We start from the raw sequence: 17,717 nt of genomic DNA on the forward strand, positions 1-17,717 counted from the left end.
GACTATTGTTCGATTTGCATGCTGTTGCGCGCAAACACTAACTGGTTTCTACCTTGCTCTTTTGCCGTATAAAGAAGCTCATCAGCGGCTTTGATCTGTTCATCTAACTTCGCGTCTAAATCGGTTACGCCGATACTGATACTGACCTTGATTTTTTGAGAGTCATGCTCAACTACATGGCTTTCAATGGCTTCTCTCATGGACTCTAAGTTGTCAACGAAGCTCTCAAACGAGCCGCACGACTGAATACAAAACTCTTCGCCGCCGAAGCGCACAGCGACATCGTCTTTGAAATGATCTTTGATGATTTTCCCTACATCGATCAGCACGGCATCACCACCATCGTGGCCAAAGGTATCATTCACTTTCTTAAAGAAGTCGATATCCATCATCGCGATGTTTCGTTGATCGCAGCCCTTACAAGGATGATTGAATAGGTAGCGACGATTCCATAAGCCAGTAAGAGCATCCTCGTTAGCATGTCGAAATAGCTCGTTTGTCGCTTCTTTCATATCAAGCAGTTGATGGATACGGCAGAAAAATTCTTCTTGGTTAAAAGGTTTGTAAAGGAAGTCGTTAGCCCCCGCTTTAAGGAATCGAGCTGTCATGGTGCGGTCATCGCTGCCCGATAACCCTAGAATAGCCAACTGGTTTCTGTCGTGATCGCGTCGAATCTCACGGATCATCGCTATACCGTCTTTCTTCGGCATATCATGGTCTGTAACAACGAATGTAATATCAGGGTCGTTATGAAGAAGCTTTAATGCTTGTTCGCCATCTTCGGCTTGGATTGTTTGGATATATTGGTGTTCTAGAAGTTGAACTATGTAACGGCGAACGACCGTTGAATCATCGACAACCAATGCTTTGTGGTAGCGATTATTCGAAATTCTTTGAACTAGAGGGAGTAGGTAGCTTACTGATGACATACTGTCTTTAAGTATGTAATCGATAACGCCTTTGGCTAGGACTTGCTCTCGTAGTTGATTGTCGAACATCCCGGTCAGGACAATTATTTTCTGTTGATAGCCTAAGACGAGATCAATGATCTCACCGTCTTGCCCGTCAGGTAAGCAGTAATCCAATACGGCACACAAGAAATCCGTCTCTTGTTCCAAGATGTTTTTTGCTTCTGCAATCGATTCAGCAACTGCTACCTCATAACCGCTATTTTTAAGCTGTTGGTACAGGTAGTTGCGGAATGCTCGGCTATCTTCCACTACTAGTATTTTTTCACTCACAAGCGATCCCTACTTATAGACTAAATACTCGTTAACAATAGTATCAGAAGAGCTCATGGCTATTGAAGCGAAACCTCTTTAGCTGGACTCGAGATCGTTTTAAATCTGATAATAATTGGATTATACTGTTTATAGATACAGTTGTAAGGTCGAGTAATTCCTAGATGTGTAGCGCGGGTGAAGAGAAAGTAAGAAAAATAATTCATGTTGATATGGATTGTTTTTACGCGGCTGTAGAAATGCGTGATAACCCTGCTTACCGAAATCGCCCGTTAGCTGTTGGTGGGCATGAAAAGCAACGCGGTGTTTTGAGTACCTGTAATTACGAAGCCCGCAAGTTTGGTGTTCGCTCTGCAATGCCGACCGGAAAAGCCCTACAGCTTTGTCCTAATCTATTGGTTGTGCCGGGAAGAATGTCGGTCTATGTCGAGATATCTAAAAAGATCCGCGAAATCTTCTCTCGATACACATCAATCATTGAACCTCTTTCCTTGGATGAAGCTTTCCTTGATGTCACCGATTCTAAGCAGTGCCATGGTTCGGCCACTCTGATTGCCGAGTCGATTCGCCGTGATATCTGGAATGAGCTTAACCTGACCGCTTCCGCAGGAATTGCGCCGATTAAATTCTTGGCGAAAGTGGCCTCAGATCTGAATAAGCCAAATGGTCAGTTTGTTATCCCTCCACAGGACGTGCAATCAGTGATTGATGAGCTACCACTTGAAAAGATTCCCGGTGTCGGCAAGGTGAGCATTGAAAAGCTGCATCAAGCGGGTTTCTTTACTTGTAAGGATATCAAAGAGTCTGATTATCGAGACTTGCTACTCAAGTTTGGCCGTCAAGGCGCATCACTCTGGAAGCGCAGTCATGGCATTGATGATAGAGAAGTTATCATCGAGCGCGAGCGAAAATCGGTAGGCGTAGAGCGCACCTTCACCCAAAACATTTCAACCTACGCAGAATGTTGGCAGGTAATCGAAGACAAGCTGTTTCCTGAACTTGAAACTCGCTTAGAAAAAGCCAGCCCAAGTAAAGCGATCATCAAGCAGGGTATTAAGCTCAAATTCGCCGACTTTCAACAAACCACGATTGAACACATCCATGCCTCTCTCGATCGTGAACACTTCAAAGAACTGCTCAGTGAAATACTGAAAAGACAACAGGGGCGAGAAATACGCCTGCTTGGTTTAAGCGTAATGCTGCAACCTAAAGACCAAATGCGTCAGCTGAGTTTCTTTTAGGGAAAGGCGCTGAGAATTTAGGCTCAGAGGTGTTACTGGAAGTGTTGGTGTTTGAATACCGACTAGACTTTACAGCCTAGCCGGTTTACCTAAGTATAGAAATTAGCTTACCTAGGAAGCTGTTTAACTCGCGCTAAGGTATCACTGAATGGTTGCTGCTCTAGCTTACCGTAACCGACCATTTTGCTGGCTTTGAGTTTGGTTGAAAGCGGGGTGGCGATTCCACATAAGAAGCGAGTAATTGCCTCGTCGGTAATCAGTTGTTGGCTAGCCGAAATAAACTCATGTATCCATGTCATCACCGTCTCATCATCGACAGGGTCAACATCAACGGTTGGTAAGATTGCCACTTTTCCTCTACATACAGAGCAATGACCGCAGTTTGTTGGTGCTTTATCATCGGCAAAGTAACTTGCAAGGCGTGAGCTTAGGCAAGTATCTGCTTCAAAGAAGTTCAGCATTTGGTTAAGGCGGTTTATCTCACTGTGCTCTTTTGCTTTAAACAACTCAGTAAGGCGCTCTGACAGTTGCATCATATCTTCAGAGGTATTGTGGATCGCGTAGACATCGGTGATCTGCTTGCTTTCCAGTTCAATCCAACCTTGTTCATTGAAGTAGTCGATAGCCGCAATCACACGCTGACGATCGGCTTGGAAGTGTGTCCAAAGCGCATCGAAGTCGACTTGGCACCACACTCTAGCTTGAGGAGAGCATTGGAAAATAGCTTCGACAAATTGACGGCGTTCATTTTGGAACTGTTCGGTGATTTGTTGTTTTGGACGAATGAACTTAAATTTGTAGTCTGCGAAGTAGCTGTACTTAGGCTCAATCACGCCTTCAATTTCGAGATACACCAACAGTGTTTTTAGCGGTAACTGACGAATATTGGATTCACGTGATAGTTGATTAAGCATGATCTCCCATTGATTCGAGCCAGAAGCGCCAATGTTTTGATTTTCGTAGATCTCTTTTAATACCGCTTGGATCGATATGTTGTCTGGCGTATCACCAAAAACGAAGTTCTCGAGTGTGCTCAAACCATGTTTGTTAGCGAGTAGAATACATTCAGACGCTTGCCCATCTCGGCCAGCTCTGCCGATCTCTTGTGAGTAGTTCTCTATCGATTTTGGTAAGTCAAAGTGAATAACTCGGCGAATATTGGACTTATCCACGCCCATACCAAACGCAATGGTTGCCACGATACAGCTCACGTCATCATTCATGAATTGGTGCTGAATTGCATCTCGGTTTTCAGGCTTAAGACCCGCATGGTAAGCCACGGCATTAACGCCAGCGTTACGAAGTTGCTGAGCAACCATCTCTGCTGTTTGTTGAAGGGTGACATAAACAATAGTCGGAGCGAGAGAAGCTTGGTTAACCACATTGCACAAGGTTTCTAGCTTACTGGTTTGTTCGCAAGGTTGAATCGACAGATCGAGATTTTGACGATAGAAACCCGTAACCACAACGCGCTCTTCATCAATTTCAAACTTTGACTTCATGTCTTGGATAACCGATGTGGTCGCAGTGGCTGTCAGTAGCAGAACCTGAGGAATATTGAGCTGCTTTTGGTATTGAGGAAGCTTCAGGTAATCGGGTCTGAAGTTGTGTCCCCATTCTGAAATACAGTGCGCTTCATCTACCACCAATAACGAGATCGGCACTTGAGAGATAAACTGGCGAAAGCGTTCGTTCTTCAAGCGCTCAACGGAGATCATGAGGATCTTGGTGTCACCGTAACGTACCGACTGCATAACCTGTTGTGTGGTTTGTCTGTCTTGGCTTGATTCGATTGCAGCTGCACTAATGCCTTTACTGTGCAGGAAAGCGAGTTGGTCTTTCATCAAGGCTAGCAGCGGCGATATCACCAAGGTTAAGTGCGGTAACTCTAATGCTGGTAATTGATAGCACAGCGATTTACCTGAGCCTGTCGGGAATATCGCGGCAGTCGAGTGACCAGATAGAACGTTATCAATGACTTGCTTTTGCCCATTACGCAGTGAGTCGAATCCGAATACTTGTTTTAGCTTCTGCTCAATCATTTATGTTCTACCTGAGTTATTAAGTGTCGTATTGATGCTAAAGCGGGCGCCTATTCATGATAGCGTCGCTTGATGAATCAAATGTCTTGCACCTGATTGTACCTAATTCTATTCTGTAGCTCCTATAGAAAAGCACCCCAATAGTATGAATAAGTCTGAGCTTCGCCAAATAATCATAGAGCAACTCGAATCCCGATTACGTATCGCACAATCTGCGACTCAGCGTGCGATTGACGCTGCGACAGATGAAGAGACAGTGCCTGAGCATAAGTACGATACATTGGCGCTAGAAGCTTCGTATCTTGCCCATGGTCAAGCGGTGAGAGTACAAGAGTGTGAAGACGACATTCAGTGTTATCGTAACTTAGTGTTGCGTGATAGTGAGAAGATTACGGTGAGTAGTTATGTTGTGGTCATTGACGAGCATGATCAATATAAACATTTCTTTATGGGGCCGAGAGTCGGCGGACTTTCTGTCACGTGGAATGACAAGGAAGTAGCTATTGTGACGGCGAATGCACCTTTCGGTCAGGCTCTAATGGGTAAAGAAGTTGGTGATGAGATTGAGTTTAAGGTCGCAGATAAACAGTTTTGCTACGAAGTTATCTCTATCGACTAACTGGTTGATTAGTAGATATTAAACGTTTCTCTGACAAAGAAGCATATACCAAGGGTATAGTAATCTGTCAGATTGATGAGAGGATGTTATGAAAAACAATGTATTAATTGCATCACTAACAGCGGTTATCGCTGTTGTGAGCCTGCCAACGTTTGCAGCGCAGTGTCGAGTCGATTTGAAGAATGAATTACGAATCGATGACCAAAAAGTCGAAATCCATCAAGTGAATGGTGATACGGCCGTTTTTGATGATAACAACGATCTCTATATCCATGGTGAGAAGGTTGAGCTTGATGCCGACCAACAAGCGGCGATTGAGAAATACCGCGAAAACATGAGTGATTACTTACCTCGAGCGAAACAAATGGCGAACGATAGCTTAGCGCTAGCTAATGACGTGATTGATGATATCGCGGCTAGCCTAGATTCACCTGAGTCATTTGATAATGTAAAAGAATCAATGAAAACCTACTTTGCAGAACTGGAAGCACGTTATTACAAAGATGGCGAGTTAGTGTTACCTGCAGATAGCTTTGATTCGATGGCCAATGGCTGGTCTGAAGATTTCGAGAAGGCGAAAGAAATCTTTAACCAAGAATTTATCTCTAGTGCTTTTAATGCGATGTCAGAAAAGATGAAACAAGATGGTGGCCTAAACCTGACTGAATTGGCTGACAGCATGGCTGAATTAAAGCTGAAAGTTGAAGAGCGAATGAAAGAACACTCTCAACAAGTACAAGAAGAAGCGAATGAGTTCTGTGATTCACTTGATGAGATGGCAGAACAAGAGCAAGAACTGCATGAAATCATTCCGAACCTAAAAGACTATCAAGTCTTCACGATCTAATCTGGATCGACTGATGAATCACAAGAGCACCGTTTGGTGCTCTTTTTGTATGTGCTTATGGATGTAGGTGTTTATGGATCTATGGGTTCAGCCGCACGAGCATTTAACTCGATATACTTTCTTCGTTTTTCTAGGTCTACATCTTGACTGGTTGTCATTTGGTGAACGATAACACCAGTGGTTTGTTAATTTTGTGGTTATAAATAGCGCATTGATTGTAAAAATAAGATAATTATTCATTTATTGGTTGTGCCTATCATTGCTTTTTATTACTGTACTTCTCAACTAGTTCACTGATTTTTAATGCGGGCGATATGGACCAACAATCTTCCTCTTCAAGAGAGCACTTTAGCTCTCGTTTAGGCTTTATTTTAGCCGCGGCTGGTGCAGCGGTTGGCTTGGGTAATATTTGGGGTTTCCCGACTCAAGTTGCCAGCAATGGTGGTGGCGCTTTCCTTTTAGTCTATTTGATCATGATCTTCGTGGTTGCTTTCCCTATGCTGGTGGTTGAGATGGCTATCGGCCGTCACGGCCAAGCAAACCCAGTTGATAGTATGCGATCTTTGACGACAAACCCTTTGGGTAAGAAAGTCGGTGAGTTTGTCGGTTGGATTGGACTGAGTGTACCAAGCGCTGTGTTGGCGTTTTACAGTATCGTTGGTGGTTGGTTGATCTGCTTCCTAATTGGTGCGGTCGCGGATCTGATTGGTCTAGAGACTGTTGCTGATTGGTTTAAAGGCTTCAGTGTTGAGCGCAACGTATTTGGCACCGTCGCATTTTATGTACTGACTATCTTGATTGTGCAGGGCGGTGTTAAGCAAGGCATCGAGAAATGGTCGACTCGCTTGATGCCTGCGCTGTTTGTTTTATTTGGCTTATTGTTTGTTTACATCATGACGCAATCTGGCGCGATGGAAGGCCTAAAACATTACCTAGTTCCGGACTTTGAGAAAGTGTGGGATAGAAAACTGATTCTGGCGGCAATGGGGCAGGGCTTCTTCTCACTCACTATTGGTGGTTGCTCGATGTTGGTTTATGGCTCTTACTTAAGCAAGAAAGAGAACCTACCAAAAATGGCGATGAACGTAACTCTGGTGGATACCGCAGTGGCTTTTATTGCTGGCCTAGTGGTGATGCCTGCAATGTTTGTTGCGATGCAAAAAGGCGTTCAAATCTATGCGGAAGACGGCTCATTATTAAGTTCTGACACGCTAGTATTCACGGTTCTGCCGTTGATGTTTGATAGTTTAGGTGTGCTTGGTCAGATCTTTGCGATTGTGTTCTTCTTACTACTAACGATTGCTGCACTGACTTCGTCGATTTCGATGCTTGAAGGCCCTGTAGCGCTAGTGAGTGAGCGTTTCAATACTAGACGAACGCCAACAAGCTGGGTGATTGGTGGTGCTATCGCGCTGTTTAGTGTGGTGATTGTTTACAACTTTGCTGCGATGTTTGGCATGGTAGCGATGATTGCAACTCAGTACCTTCAACCCGTCGCTGCACTGATGTTCTGCGTGTTTGGTGGTTGGGTATGGAGCCGAGCTTCAAAAGTGAAAGAACTTGAGCAAGGTTGTCCTGATTTCCAATTGGGCTGGTTTGGCAAGGTTTGGCCGATGTATGTGAAGTTTGTGTGCCCAATTTTGGTCGCAACGGTTATCTGGGCTTCTTTTGGTTAACGCTGAGCCCTATCTGGAGTCTCTGAAACTAATACCAATCACAGTAAGTAAGTGATCAAAAATAGTGTAGGAAAAAGGCTTGAGAACAAGGCGGAATTTTTCGATAAGTAGTTATTCTACAATCAAAAATTCCAACGCAGTTATCGAGCATTTTAACAAGCTAGGGTGAACAGTTATTTACTACGATTGGTATCAACCCTCAGAACTTGAAATATTAAGCACAAAGCCACTCATAAAGAGTGGCTTTGTTGTTTTTATATAAAGCTTAGTGGCACGAAATATAAAGCTATAGCGGCGCGAACAAGATAGAAAAAAGGCGCTGAACATAATATTCAGCGCCTTTGCATTGTTCGTTAAGCAATCGTGATTACTTAATTTCCATACCTTGAGCTTGTAAGTCTGCATGGTAAGAAGAACGTACAAACGGGCCACACGCTGCGTGAGTGAAGCCTAGCTCTAGAGCAATCTCTTTCAGCTCATCGAACTCAGAAGGCGGCACGTAGCGTTCTACTGGTAAGTGGTGACGGCTTGGTGCTAGGTATTGGCCTAGTGTCAGCATCGTCACACCATGTTCACGAAGGTCTTTCAGTACTTGAACGATCTCTTCTTTTGTCTCACCAAGACCCATCATCACACCCGATTTTGTTGGGATATCAGGGTGCTGCTCTTTGAATTTCTTCAGTAGATCAAGAGACCACTTGTAGTTCGCACCTGGACGCGCTTTACGGTATAGACGTGGCGCTGTCTCTAGGTTGTGGTTGAAAACATCTGGCGGGTTGTCTTTCATTAGATCAAGTGCAACGTCCATACGACCGCGGAAGTCTGGAACCAGTGTTTCGATACGAATATTTGGGTTTAGTTCGCGAATCTCACGGTTACAGTCAGCAAAGTGCTGAGCACCGCCGTCACGCAAGTCATCACGGTCAACTGAAGTGATTACAACGTACTTCAGTTTCATGTCTTTAATCGTCTTAGCCAGTTTCTTCGGCTCTTCAGCTTCAGGAGCAACAGGGCGACCATGGGCAACATCACAGAACGGGCAGCGACGAGTACAGATAGCGCCAAGAATCATAAACGTTGCCGTACCGTGGTTGAAACACTCGGCTAGGTTAGGGCAAGACGCTTCTTCACAAACTGAGTGCAGGTTGTTTTTACGCATTGCTGATTTGATTTCTTGAATACGATGGCTGTCTGAAGGAAGTTTAATCTTCATCCATTCAGGCTTACGTAGAACTTCTTTCTGTTCAGCAGGCATATTCTTTACGGGAATTAATGCCATTTTGTCAGCGTCACGATATTTAACGCCTTTTTCCATTTGGATTGGTTTGCTCATGATTTTATGCTTCTGCTGTAATGTTACTGGTGGCTTGAATGTCTACTTGGTCATAGCCGAGTAGCTCTACGAGCTCTTGTATTAACTGTTGCTCAACGTTTTCTAGTTCACTTGGTCCGCCGAGTTGGCTTACCTGCGCCATTTCCATACCTTGGTAACCACATGGGTTAATACGTAGGAATGGAGACAGGTCCATATCGACGTTGAGTGCTAGCCCGTGGAACGAGCAGCCACGTCGAATACGTAATCCGAGTGAACAGATTTTCTTGCCATCGACATAAACACCAGGAGCGTCAGGTCGGGCAGCTGAATCTATATTGTAAGCTTTCAGAGTATTGATTACGAGGTTCTCGATATGAGTAACCAAATCACGCACTCCGAATTTCTTGCGGCGGATGTTAATCAGAAAGTAAGCCACTAATTGGCCTGGGCCGTGATAAGTCACTTGGCCACCGCGATCGCTTTGTATTACAGGGATATCACCGGCATTTAATACATGCTCAGCTTTGCCTGCTTGTCCTTGAGTGAAGACAGGGTTGTGTTCAACCAACCAAACTTGGTCTACGTCTTCTTCCGTGCGTTCGTCTGTGAACTTATGCATGGCTTTCCATACAGGTTCGTAATCCTGACGGCCTAATTTTTTTACGATTAGCTTATTTTGCAAAGCTGCACTCCCTCAAGGATTAATAAAGTGAACGCATTATAAACGCGAAACATGATTCTAACTACAGACGGACTGCAAGGTTTTTCAACTTTCTTTGTATTTATTGAAAATTAAGTTGAATGAATTTGAGCTAGATAGGGTGCTTTAAACAAAAACAGCGGCAATAAGCCGCTGTTTTTCATGTGTAATCGGAGATTACTACAGAACCATACGAACGATTTCGATCTCGCCCAGTTCTTTATAAAGAGTTTCTACTTGTTCAATTGAAGTCGCAGTAATATTGATAGAAACAGAGTGGTAGTTACCTTTCGCACTCGGTTTTAGCGTTGGGCTGTAGTCACCAGGAGCATGACGCTGGATCACTTCTAGTACTAGCTCAGTCAGTTCTGGCTTAGCGTGGCCCATTACTTTGTAAGTGAATGAACAAGGGAACTCTAAGAGGTCTTTTAGTTTTGCATCAGAATTGATGTTCATGATTAGCTCCAAAAGGCTAGACTCTCGCAAATTGGCGAAATGTCGATAAAAAGCGTGTTCGGTCAACAGACACGAGTAATAAGGCGGAATATTACGTGTAAATATCACCGAACTCAAGATCAACAAAAGCCGCACATGGCGGCTTTTGGTTCGCTAATGAGTAAATCATGAACTTACTCATTAGGTTAGCTATACAATAAGCTTAGGTTTTACCTAGAACAAACCTTTGGCTTGTTTAGAATAAACCCTTGAACAGAAGAACTAGGTAGTCCCATAGGCGGCTGAATAGGCTGCCTTGGTCTACATCTTCAAGTGCTAGTAGTGGGTATTCAGCAACGTCTTCACCATCAACTTGGTAGAATAGTTTACCAACTACATCGCCTTTGCTGATTGGCGCTTCTAGTTCTTTCTCAAGAACGAAGCTTGCCTTCAGGTTCTTAGCTTGACCACGAGGTAGCGTCACGAACGTATCTTCGTTTACACCTAGTGCAACTGTGTCCTTGCTACCCATCCAGATCTTCTCTTCTACGAAGGTTTCACCGGCTGTGTGTGGTGCCACTGTTTCAAAGAAGCGGAAGCCGTAGCTAAGCAGTTTTTTGCTTTCTGTTTTACGAGCATTCGCATTCTTGGTGCCCATAACTACAGCAACTAGGCGCATTTTGCCTTCTGTCGCTGAACTTACTAGGCTGTAACCTGCATTGCTTGTGTGGCCCGTTTTGATGCCATCAACGTTCATGCTCTTATCCCATAACAGACCGTTACGGTTGTATTGGGTGATGCCGTTGTATGTGAATTTCTTCTGTGAGTAGATACGGTACTCGTCTGGCACGTCGCGAATTAGCGCCTGACCAAGTAGTGCCATATCGTAAGGCGTTGAGTATAGGTTCGGGTTGTCTAGACCGTGCACGTTAGCAAAGTGCGTGTCTTTCATGCCGATAGAGCTTGCCCAAGCGTTCATTAGGTCAACGAATGCATCTTCAGAGCCAGCGATGTGTTCAGCCATAGCAACACATGCATCGTTACCCGATTGAATGATGATACCGCGGTTCAGTTCTTCAACTTTAACCGTAGTGCCAACTTCAACGAACATCTTAGATGAATCTGGGAAGTTTTTAGCCCAAGCATTTTCACTGATTACAACATCGTCGTTTAGGTTGATGTTGCCACGATCGAGCTCTTGGCCGATCACGTAGCTCGTCATCATCTTGGTTAAACTTGCTGGAGAAAGCTGAGTATTCATCTCTTTCTCTGCTAGTACTTTGCCTGAATGGTAATCCATCAGAACAAAACCTTTAGCGGCGATTTGAGGTGCATCAGGAACAACAATAGGAGCGGCGAATGACGATGTAGCTATCGTTGCAGAAAGAGCAACAGAAGTAGCAAAAATCGATTTAACAAGTTTATTAGATTTAATCATTTTGAATGCAATTATTTGGTGAACTATTCATATATTAACAGAATCACTCTGTCACACCAGAGCGCTGATTACCAGAAGTAACTGTTAGATTAATTAGCGAGTTAGGGTGTGTTTTTTTATATAAGCTGACGGGTAACCCATTAGCTTAACTTGTTCTAATTTCTCTTGAGTCAGAGCATAGTCATGAAATGGCCCAATCATCAGACGGTAGTTGTCATCATTTGGCTGCAAGAACGTTGCTACTTCTAGCTTTTCGGCTAGATCTTTCGCTAACTTCTCGGTTCTATCTTCATGTGGAGATGTCGCGACTTGAATAATAAATTGCGGTAAAGCTGCCTTTTTATTTGCATCGGTTGGCATAGCCACAGTAATGACTTCAATCTCAACATTTGCTGTGCCGGTTCTCAACACATCGAGCTTGTAAGCTGCCGCATAACTAAGGTCAATGATTCGGCCTTCATGGAATGGGCCCCGGTCATTGATACGCACAATCGTCGTTTTGTTATTGTCAGTATTCGTCACTTTTACATAGCTTGGAATTGGCAATGTTTTGTGAGCTGCCGACATTGAATACATGTCGTAGATCTCGCCATTAGACGTTAAGTGACCATGAAATTTTTTACCGTACCAGGAGGCTTTGCCTTTCTCAGTAAACCCTTCGGTCTTCTTTACGATCTTGTAGTCTTCGCCACGCAAAGTGTAATCCGTGTTACCACCTAAACTATAAGGTTCATACTGAGGGTGAGCATCCTCGAGATGCTCTACTGAGATAGGTGCATCTGGTGCTATATCTGAATCAATATCGTAGCGGCCTGTTGGCTGTTTTGAAGAACAACCATTGATTAAAATCGCTAGCCCCAAGATAGAGACTATTTTTTTGATTGGCAGCTCTTCAACCAAGGATGCTTTTTTTGGAAATGTTGTAATAGACATCGATTAGGTCGCCTTTGAGAATGCTTTTCTGTGTGTATGGATCGACATTAAAATACCAAAACCAGCCATAAGGGTAACCATTGAAGTACCGCCATAACTGACTAGAGGAAGAGGAACACCAACCACAGGTAGAATGCCACTTACCATGCCAATGTTTACAAAAATATAAACGAAGAAGCTCAGGACAATACTGCCGCCCATCATTCGACCGAATGCGGTTTGAGCTTGGCTCGCAAGCACTAAGCCACGTCCAATAATGAACAAGTAGATAGCAAGCAAGAACAATATACCAATCATGCCCCACTCTTCGGCGATGACCGCAAAAATGAAGTCGGTATGACGCTCAGGGATGAACTCTAGTTGAGATTGAGTGCCTTGCAGCCAACCTTTTCCAGATATACCACCCGAACCTATCGCAATCTTACTTTGAATGATGTGGTAACCCGCACCGAGTGGATCTGATTCAGGATCAAAAAGGGTTCTAACACGTACTTTTTGATATTCACGCATCAAGAAGAACCATAGGATTGGGATAAATGCCCCTAACGCGATTGCAGCGCTAGCAATGATTTTCCAACTGATACCTGCCAGGAATATCACGAAGATACCAGATGCGGCGATAAGGATAGATGTGCCTAGGTCAGGTTGCTTTGCGATTAGAATCGTCGGTACAAACACCATCACTAGCGAGATCGCTAATGTTTGGAAGGTGGGCGGAAGTGAGCGCTTACCGATAAATCGAGCCAACATCAAAGGTACCGCGAGCTTTAACAGCTCTGAGGGTTGGAATCGAACAAAGCCGAAGTTTAACCAACGCTGGGCACCTTTAGAGGCTTCACCAAAGAACAACACGCCTAATAGTAAGATGACACCACCTGCAAACAGCAATGGTGCCAAGGTCTCATAAGTGCGAGGAGAGATTTGCGCTAGGAAGATCATCACACCTAAAGACAGAGCCATACGCATCGCCTGGCGATCCATCATCGCAAGGCTTTGTCCGCTTGCGCTGTACATGATCAGTAGGGCAAAGCCCATTAAAACCAGAATGCCAAGCAATAGCGGCAGGTCGATATGCAGCCTTTCGAATAGGGCTCTATTTCGTCCAGTTGAAGGATCAAGTTTCATTATTTAATTGGCTCACTTTGATAATCTTCTGCAAGGATAATATGGTCTAAAATCCTTCTTACTACTGGGCCGCCGTTAGAAGAACCGCCACCTGCGTTCTCTAGAACGATAGTTACGACGGCTTCAGGATCTTCAAAAGGCGCGTAACCCGTAAAGAGGGCGTGATCGCGTAAGTGCTCTGCGATTTCATCCGCGTTGTACTCTTCATCTTCTTTTAAGCCGAATACCTGCGCGGTACCCGATTTACCAGCGGTTTGGTAAGGCATCTTCTGGAATGAACGTCTTGCCGTACCTTTCTTACCGTGGTTAGCCAGCCTCATACCTTCCTGAGCGATATCCCAATACTTCTTCTTAACCCCGGTTAGCGGTGGGTAAGTTTCAATGTCCGACATGATTTGTTCATCGAATGGACGACCGTTATCAATGGTTGAACGAAGTAGGTGAGGTGCGGTTACTTCACCTTCATTGACCAAAACTGATGTGGCTTTTGCAATCTGCATTGGTGTTGCAGTCCAGTAGCCTTGGCCAATACCAACTGGGATGGTGTCACCTTGGTACCAAGGCACACGGTGTCTTGCCATTTTCCAATCACGAGTTGGCATATTGGCTTTACTTTCTTCATAAATATCGATGCCAGTATAATCACCAAAACCGAACATCATCATCCATTTGGATATGCGATCAATGCCGAGATCATAAGCAATTTGGTAAAAGAAAGTATCCACTGACTCTTCAATCGCTTTCTCTATATCAACGACGCCGTGTCCCCAACGTAACCAGTCACGGAATGGTCTTGTTTTTGAATTAGGGATCTTCCAATAACCTGGGTCATTACGCGTTGTATTGGGTGTAATCACACCTTCTTGCAGAGCCGCAACAGCAATGAATGGCTTGATCGTCGATGCTGGTGGATAAATACCTAGCGTTGCACGGTTAACCAAAGGGCGGTCTTTGTCTTGAAGTAGGGCGTTATAACCTTTAGACGAAATACCATGTACGAATGCATTTGGGTCGTAGCTTGGGCTAGATACCATCGCTAACACGCCATTGTCTTTCGGGTCGAGAACGATAGCTGAACCGCGGCGGCCATCAAGTAACTTATGTACGTATAGTTGTAGCTTGATATCCAAGTTGAGCACGATATCTTTACCTGGAACCGAAGGTACAAACTTAAGAGTACGGATCACTCGTCCACGGCTGTTAACTTCGACTTCTTGATAGCCAGCGGTACCGTGCAGCATGTCTTCGTAGTAGCGCTCAATACCAAGTTTACCGATGTCACGAGTGGCTTGGTAATTGGCGTCTTTCTCTTCGCGAACCAAGCGCTGCATATCACGGTCATTGATGCGCGATACGTAGCCAATCACGTGAGTTAACACATCACCATAAGGGTAGAAACGTTTTAGCGTACCTGTAACTTCAACACCTGGGAACTTATGCTGATTTACAGAGAAGATCGCAACTTGTTCTTCGGTAAGCTGATTCAGGATAGGTACTGACTTGAAGCGTCGTGAATTGCGACGATCACGATCAAATCGTTCAATACGCTCTGGCGGGATCTCGATTAATTCTTGTAGACGGACGAGCGTGTCATCCATATCTTTGATTTTTTCTGGTGTGATTTCTAGGTTGAAAACCGGGCGATTTTCTGCAAGAAGCACACCATTACGATCGTAAATCAAACCACGGTTGGGGGCGATTGGAACGACCTTGATGCGGTTATCGTTAGAGCGGGTTTTATAGTCTTGATATTGATTGACCTGAATGTTGTACAGGTTAACAACCAACATCGATATCATGACTATGATCCCCGCAAACGCAACAAAAGCACGATTAGTAAATAGTCGTGCTTCTGCTTTGTAATCACGGATTTGGCTACGTTTACGTAACATTAACGCTTATTCTCGATGATAAGGGTGGTTAGCAGTGATGCTCCAAGCTCGATACAAGCTTTCAGCCATGATAACGCGTACTAATGGGTGAGGGAGAGTAAGCGCAGACAGAGACCAACTTTGGTCTGCAGCCGCTTTACATGCAGGTGCTAATCCTTCAGGCCCGCCGATAAGGATAGAAACGTCGCGTCCATCCAACTTCCAACTTTCCAATTGCTCTGCTAGTTGTGGGGTGTCCCACTTTTTACCTGGGATATCAAGCGTGACAATGCGGTTGCCTTTCGGAACCGCTGCCAACATCGCTTCGCCTTCTTTTTGAAGAATGCGTGCAATATCCGCATTTTTACCGCGCTTTCCCGCAGTGATTTCAATGAGCTCTAATGGCATATCATGAGGGAAGCGGCGTTTGTATTCTTTAAAGCCTTCTTCAACCCACTTCGGCATTTTTGTGCCAACTGCGATTAACTGGATCTTCAAAGCTTAGCCCCAAAGTTTTTCTAGTTGGTACAGTTCACGGTGTTCTTCTTGCATAACGTGAAGCATGCTTGTGCCCATATCTAGAACAACCCATTCACCTTCTTGCTGGCCGTCCATGCCTAGTGGCTGCATGCCTGCTTTACGTACTTCATCAGCAACATGCTGTGCAATAGAAGCAACATGGCGCTTAGAGGTGCCAGTACAAACAATCATGTAATCAGTAACGCTTGATTTGCCTTCTACATCGATAGTCACAATCGATTCTGCTTTCATGTCGTCGGCTTTGTCTGCAAGAAAATCTTTTAGTTCTTCACGTAACACGGGGTGTTCCTTTAATCTGAATTTAGCTTTTTAGGGGCTGTCGACCCTAGAATATACCACGCTTTTATGCGTGAAATGGTATTGAAGCTGAAGGGATACAAAACTCTACGCTTAACTGATGAATTAGTGGCCAAGGCGACTGCTCATATTGAGTTTTTGTCATCAATTCAGCCTGAGTGAGCAACGCGAGCAAAGAGTGTAATTGAGAAATTGAAACTCTTGTTAGCGCGGCGTTATAAAGAGGCTTTTTAGATTGCCAGATACGGTGTTTCTCGAAAACCTGACCAATCGGCATCTGTTTCATTTGTTGCTGCATTTGTAATAGCAGAGCAAGCTCACGTTGTATGCTACGCAATAAAATGACGGGTTCGACACCTTCGGCTTCTAGCTGACGTAGGATTCGTTGTGCTCGGTTACCTTTGCCTGCCAATAACGCATCACTCCAATGGAATGGAGTAAAATGGTTGTGTCGACTCAGCGATTCTTCTAAGCGTACTAACGTGAGCTTTCCATCTGGGTATTGGAGAGCCAGTTTTTCTAGGCTTTGGGTCAGAGCAAATAGATTACCCTCATGCCATTGCGCCAGCATTTGAATCGCTTCAGGATCTGGTGTTAAACCGATTTGACGGCAGCGTGCTTGGACAAACTGAGGTAATCGGCTGACATCTGGCGTTAGGCAGCTGACCCAGTGACCCTGATTCGAAAGTGCCTTAAACCACTTAGCGCTTTCTTGAGCTTTGGTTAGCTTAGTGCCTACCAAGATCAGCAGGATATCACTGTGGATATGCTCGGAGATTGCGAGTAGCTCTTTCGCTATTGCGGCATTGACGCCTGACTCTGGCAGTTCAAGCTCGATGACCTGACGGCTAGAGAATAGGCTCAGTGCTTGAGTGCAGTCGTAGACTTGATTCCAGTCGAGACTGCTATCAATCGCAAAGCGGTGACGTTCTTCAAAGCCTTGTTGTTTTGCAGCCTTTTGAATCGCTTCTCGGCTCTCTTGCAACAGTAGCGGTTCGTTACCAAAAATTAGGTAAACATTACTCAACTGTTTAGCAAGTTGCTCTGATAAGCGGTCAGCAAAAATACGCATCAAATAAACCTATTACTCAGCCGAATCGCTAAGTGTTGGTTGTTCTTCTGAAGCTGGTATGGTCTCAACGTCGTCAATTTCAACATTCTTGATGTTGTATTGCTTTTCTAGCTCTTTCACTTGAACGTGCTCTAGTGCATCTAGATCCATGCTATCAGCGGCAATGTTCGCTTTTAGTCGAGCCATCTGACGAAGGATTTGGCTTGTTGCCAATTTACGCATTTCATCTTCGATCATGTCTCGTTCAACCGACTTCGCAAGTGCAGTTAGCGGGTTATCTAGGTAACTACGGGTTACGCTGGTTGAGAACGTCTTTGAGCCTAGA

The 17,717-nt window shown here is 44.5% G+C and carries 16 protein-coding genes and 1 pseudogene; 4 read left to right on the forward strand and 13 right to left on the reverse strand.

Features of this window, described 5'->3' with window-relative positions:
* Positions 1 to 2: 2 nt before the first annotated feature.
* Positions 3 to 1,241, reverse strand: coding sequence for a response regulator (locus IQQ51_RS04735; RefSeq protein WP_193840505.1), 1,239 nt, complete (start codon positions 1,239 to 1,241; stop codon positions 3 to 5).
* A 164-nt stretch (positions 1,242 to 1,405) separates the two neighbouring features.
* On the opposite strand from IQQ51_RS04735, the gene dinB reads away from it, so the two are divergent.
* A complete protein-coding gene (gene dinB, locus IQQ51_RS04740; protein WP_048607974.1) occupies positions 1,406 to 2,482 on the forward strand; it encodes a DNA polymerase IV in 1,077 nt (358 codons plus the stop codon).
* 107 nt (positions 2,483 to 2,589) lie between these two features.
* Here the strand turns inward: dinB and IQQ51_RS04745 are convergent, their stop codons facing one another.
* On the reverse strand, positions 2,590 to 4,524 hold the full coding sequence (locus IQQ51_RS04745; protein ID WP_193840506.1) for a RecQ family ATP-dependent DNA helicase: 1,935 nt from the start codon (positions 4,522 to 4,524) through the stop codon (positions 2,590 to 2,592).
* Positions 4,525 to 4,669: 145 nt separating this feature from the next.
* On the opposite strand from IQQ51_RS04745, the gene IQQ51_RS04750 reads away from it, so the two are divergent.
* From IQQ51_RS04750 to IQQ51_RS04760, 3 genes are all read left to right on the forward strand, one after another.
* Positions 4,670 to 5,143, forward strand: a complete 474-nt coding sequence (locus tag IQQ51_RS04750; RefSeq protein WP_048614240.1) for a GreA/GreB family elongation factor — start codon at positions 4,670 to 4,672, stop codon at positions 5,141 to 5,143.
* An 88-nt stretch (positions 5,144 to 5,231) separates the two neighbouring features.
* Positions 5,232 to 5,990 (forward strand): YggN family protein, encoded by a 759-nt coding sequence (locus IQQ51_RS04755; protein ID WP_193840507.1) that lies wholly within the window; start codon positions 5,232 to 5,234, stop codon positions 5,988 to 5,990.
* A gap of 314 nt (positions 5,991 to 6,304) precedes the next feature.
* Positions 6,305 to 7,666, forward strand: coding sequence for a sodium-dependent transporter (locus IQQ51_RS04760; protein ID WP_050619915.1), 1,362 nt, complete (start codon positions 6,305 to 6,307; stop codon positions 7,664 to 7,666).
* A 367-nt stretch (positions 7,667 to 8,033) separates the two neighbouring features.
* On the opposite strand, the gene lipA is transcribed toward IQQ51_RS04760, so the two are convergent.
* The 11 genes and pseudogenes from lipA to IQQ51_RS26650 form a co-directional block, all read right to left on the reverse strand.
* Positions 8,034 to 8,999, reverse strand: a complete 966-nt coding sequence (lipA, locus tag IQQ51_RS04765) for a lipoyl synthase (RefSeq protein ID WP_017059920.1) — start codon at positions 8,997 to 8,999, stop codon at positions 8,034 to 8,036.
* Positions 9,000 to 9,003: 4 nt separating this feature from the next.
* On the reverse strand, positions 9,004 to 9,663 hold the full coding sequence (gene lipB / locus IQQ51_RS04770; RefSeq protein ID WP_004737632.1) for a lipoyl(octanoyl) transferase LipB: 660 nt from the start codon (positions 9,661 to 9,663) through the stop codon (positions 9,004 to 9,006).
* Positions 9,664 to 9,861: 198 nt separating this feature from the next.
* Positions 9,862 to 10,140 (reverse strand): DUF493 family protein YbeD, encoded by a 279-nt coding sequence (ybeD, locus tag IQQ51_RS04775; protein WP_026084358.1) that lies wholly within the window; start codon positions 10,138 to 10,140, stop codon positions 9,862 to 9,864.
* 232 nt (positions 10,141 to 10,372) lie between these two features.
* Positions 10,373 to 11,554, reverse strand: coding sequence for a serine hydrolase (locus IQQ51_RS04780; RefSeq protein ID WP_193840508.1), 1,182 nt, complete (start codon positions 11,552 to 11,554; stop codon positions 10,373 to 10,375).
* Positions 11,555 to 11,647: 93 nt separating this feature from the next.
* Complete coding sequence (locus IQQ51_RS04785) at positions 11,648 to 12,487, reverse strand: septal ring lytic transglycosylase RlpA family protein (RefSeq protein WP_019820805.1); 840 nt, start codon at positions 12,485 to 12,487, stop codon at positions 11,648 to 11,650.
* Between the two features lie 3 nt (positions 12,488 to 12,490).
* The gene (gene rodA / locus IQQ51_RS04790; protein WP_048607962.1) at positions 12,491 to 13,612 is read right to left on the reverse strand and encodes a rod shape-determining protein RodA; all 1,122 of its coding nucleotides are present in this window, start codon (positions 13,610 to 13,612) and stop codon (positions 12,491 to 12,493) included.
* On the reverse strand, positions 13,612 to 15,504 hold the full coding sequence (mrdA, locus tag IQQ51_RS04795) for a penicillin-binding protein 2 (RefSeq protein WP_193840509.1): 1,893 nt from the start codon (positions 15,502 to 15,504) through the stop codon (positions 13,612 to 13,614). The genes rodA and mrdA overlap by 1 nt, the downstream gene beginning before the upstream one ends.
* A 6-nt stretch (positions 15,505 to 15,510) precedes the next feature.
* Entirely contained in the window at positions 15,511 to 15,981 is a 471-nt protein-coding gene (rlmH, locus tag IQQ51_RS04800; RefSeq protein WP_004735246.1) for a 23S rRNA (pseudouridine(1915)-N(3))-methyltransferase RlmH, read from the reverse strand.
* A gap of 3 nt (positions 15,982 to 15,984) precedes the next feature.
* Positions 15,985 to 16,302 carry a ribosome silencing factor gene (rsfS, locus tag IQQ51_RS04805; protein WP_004735247.1) on the reverse strand — a complete coding sequence of 106 codons (318 nt, stop codon included), beginning with the start codon at positions 16,300 to 16,302 and terminating at the stop codon, positions 15,985 to 15,987.
* A gap of 64 nt (positions 16,303 to 16,366) precedes the next feature.
* The gene (holA, locus tag IQQ51_RS04810) at positions 16,367 to 17,392 is read right to left on the reverse strand and encodes a DNA polymerase III subunit delta (protein WP_050644379.1); all 1,026 of its coding nucleotides are present in this window, start codon (positions 17,390 to 17,392) and stop codon (positions 16,367 to 16,369) included.
* Positions 17,393 to 17,404: 12 nt separating this feature from the next.
* Positions 17,405 to 17,717 (reverse strand): annotated as a pseudogene (locus tag IQQ51_RS26650) (luciferase); the annotation flags it as partial.

This window comes from Vibrio sp. OPT18 (assembly GCF_015163615.1).
GTDB classification, from domain to species: Bacteria; Pseudomonadota; Gammaproteobacteria; order Enterobacterales; family Vibrionaceae; genus Vibrio; species Vibrio coralliirubri.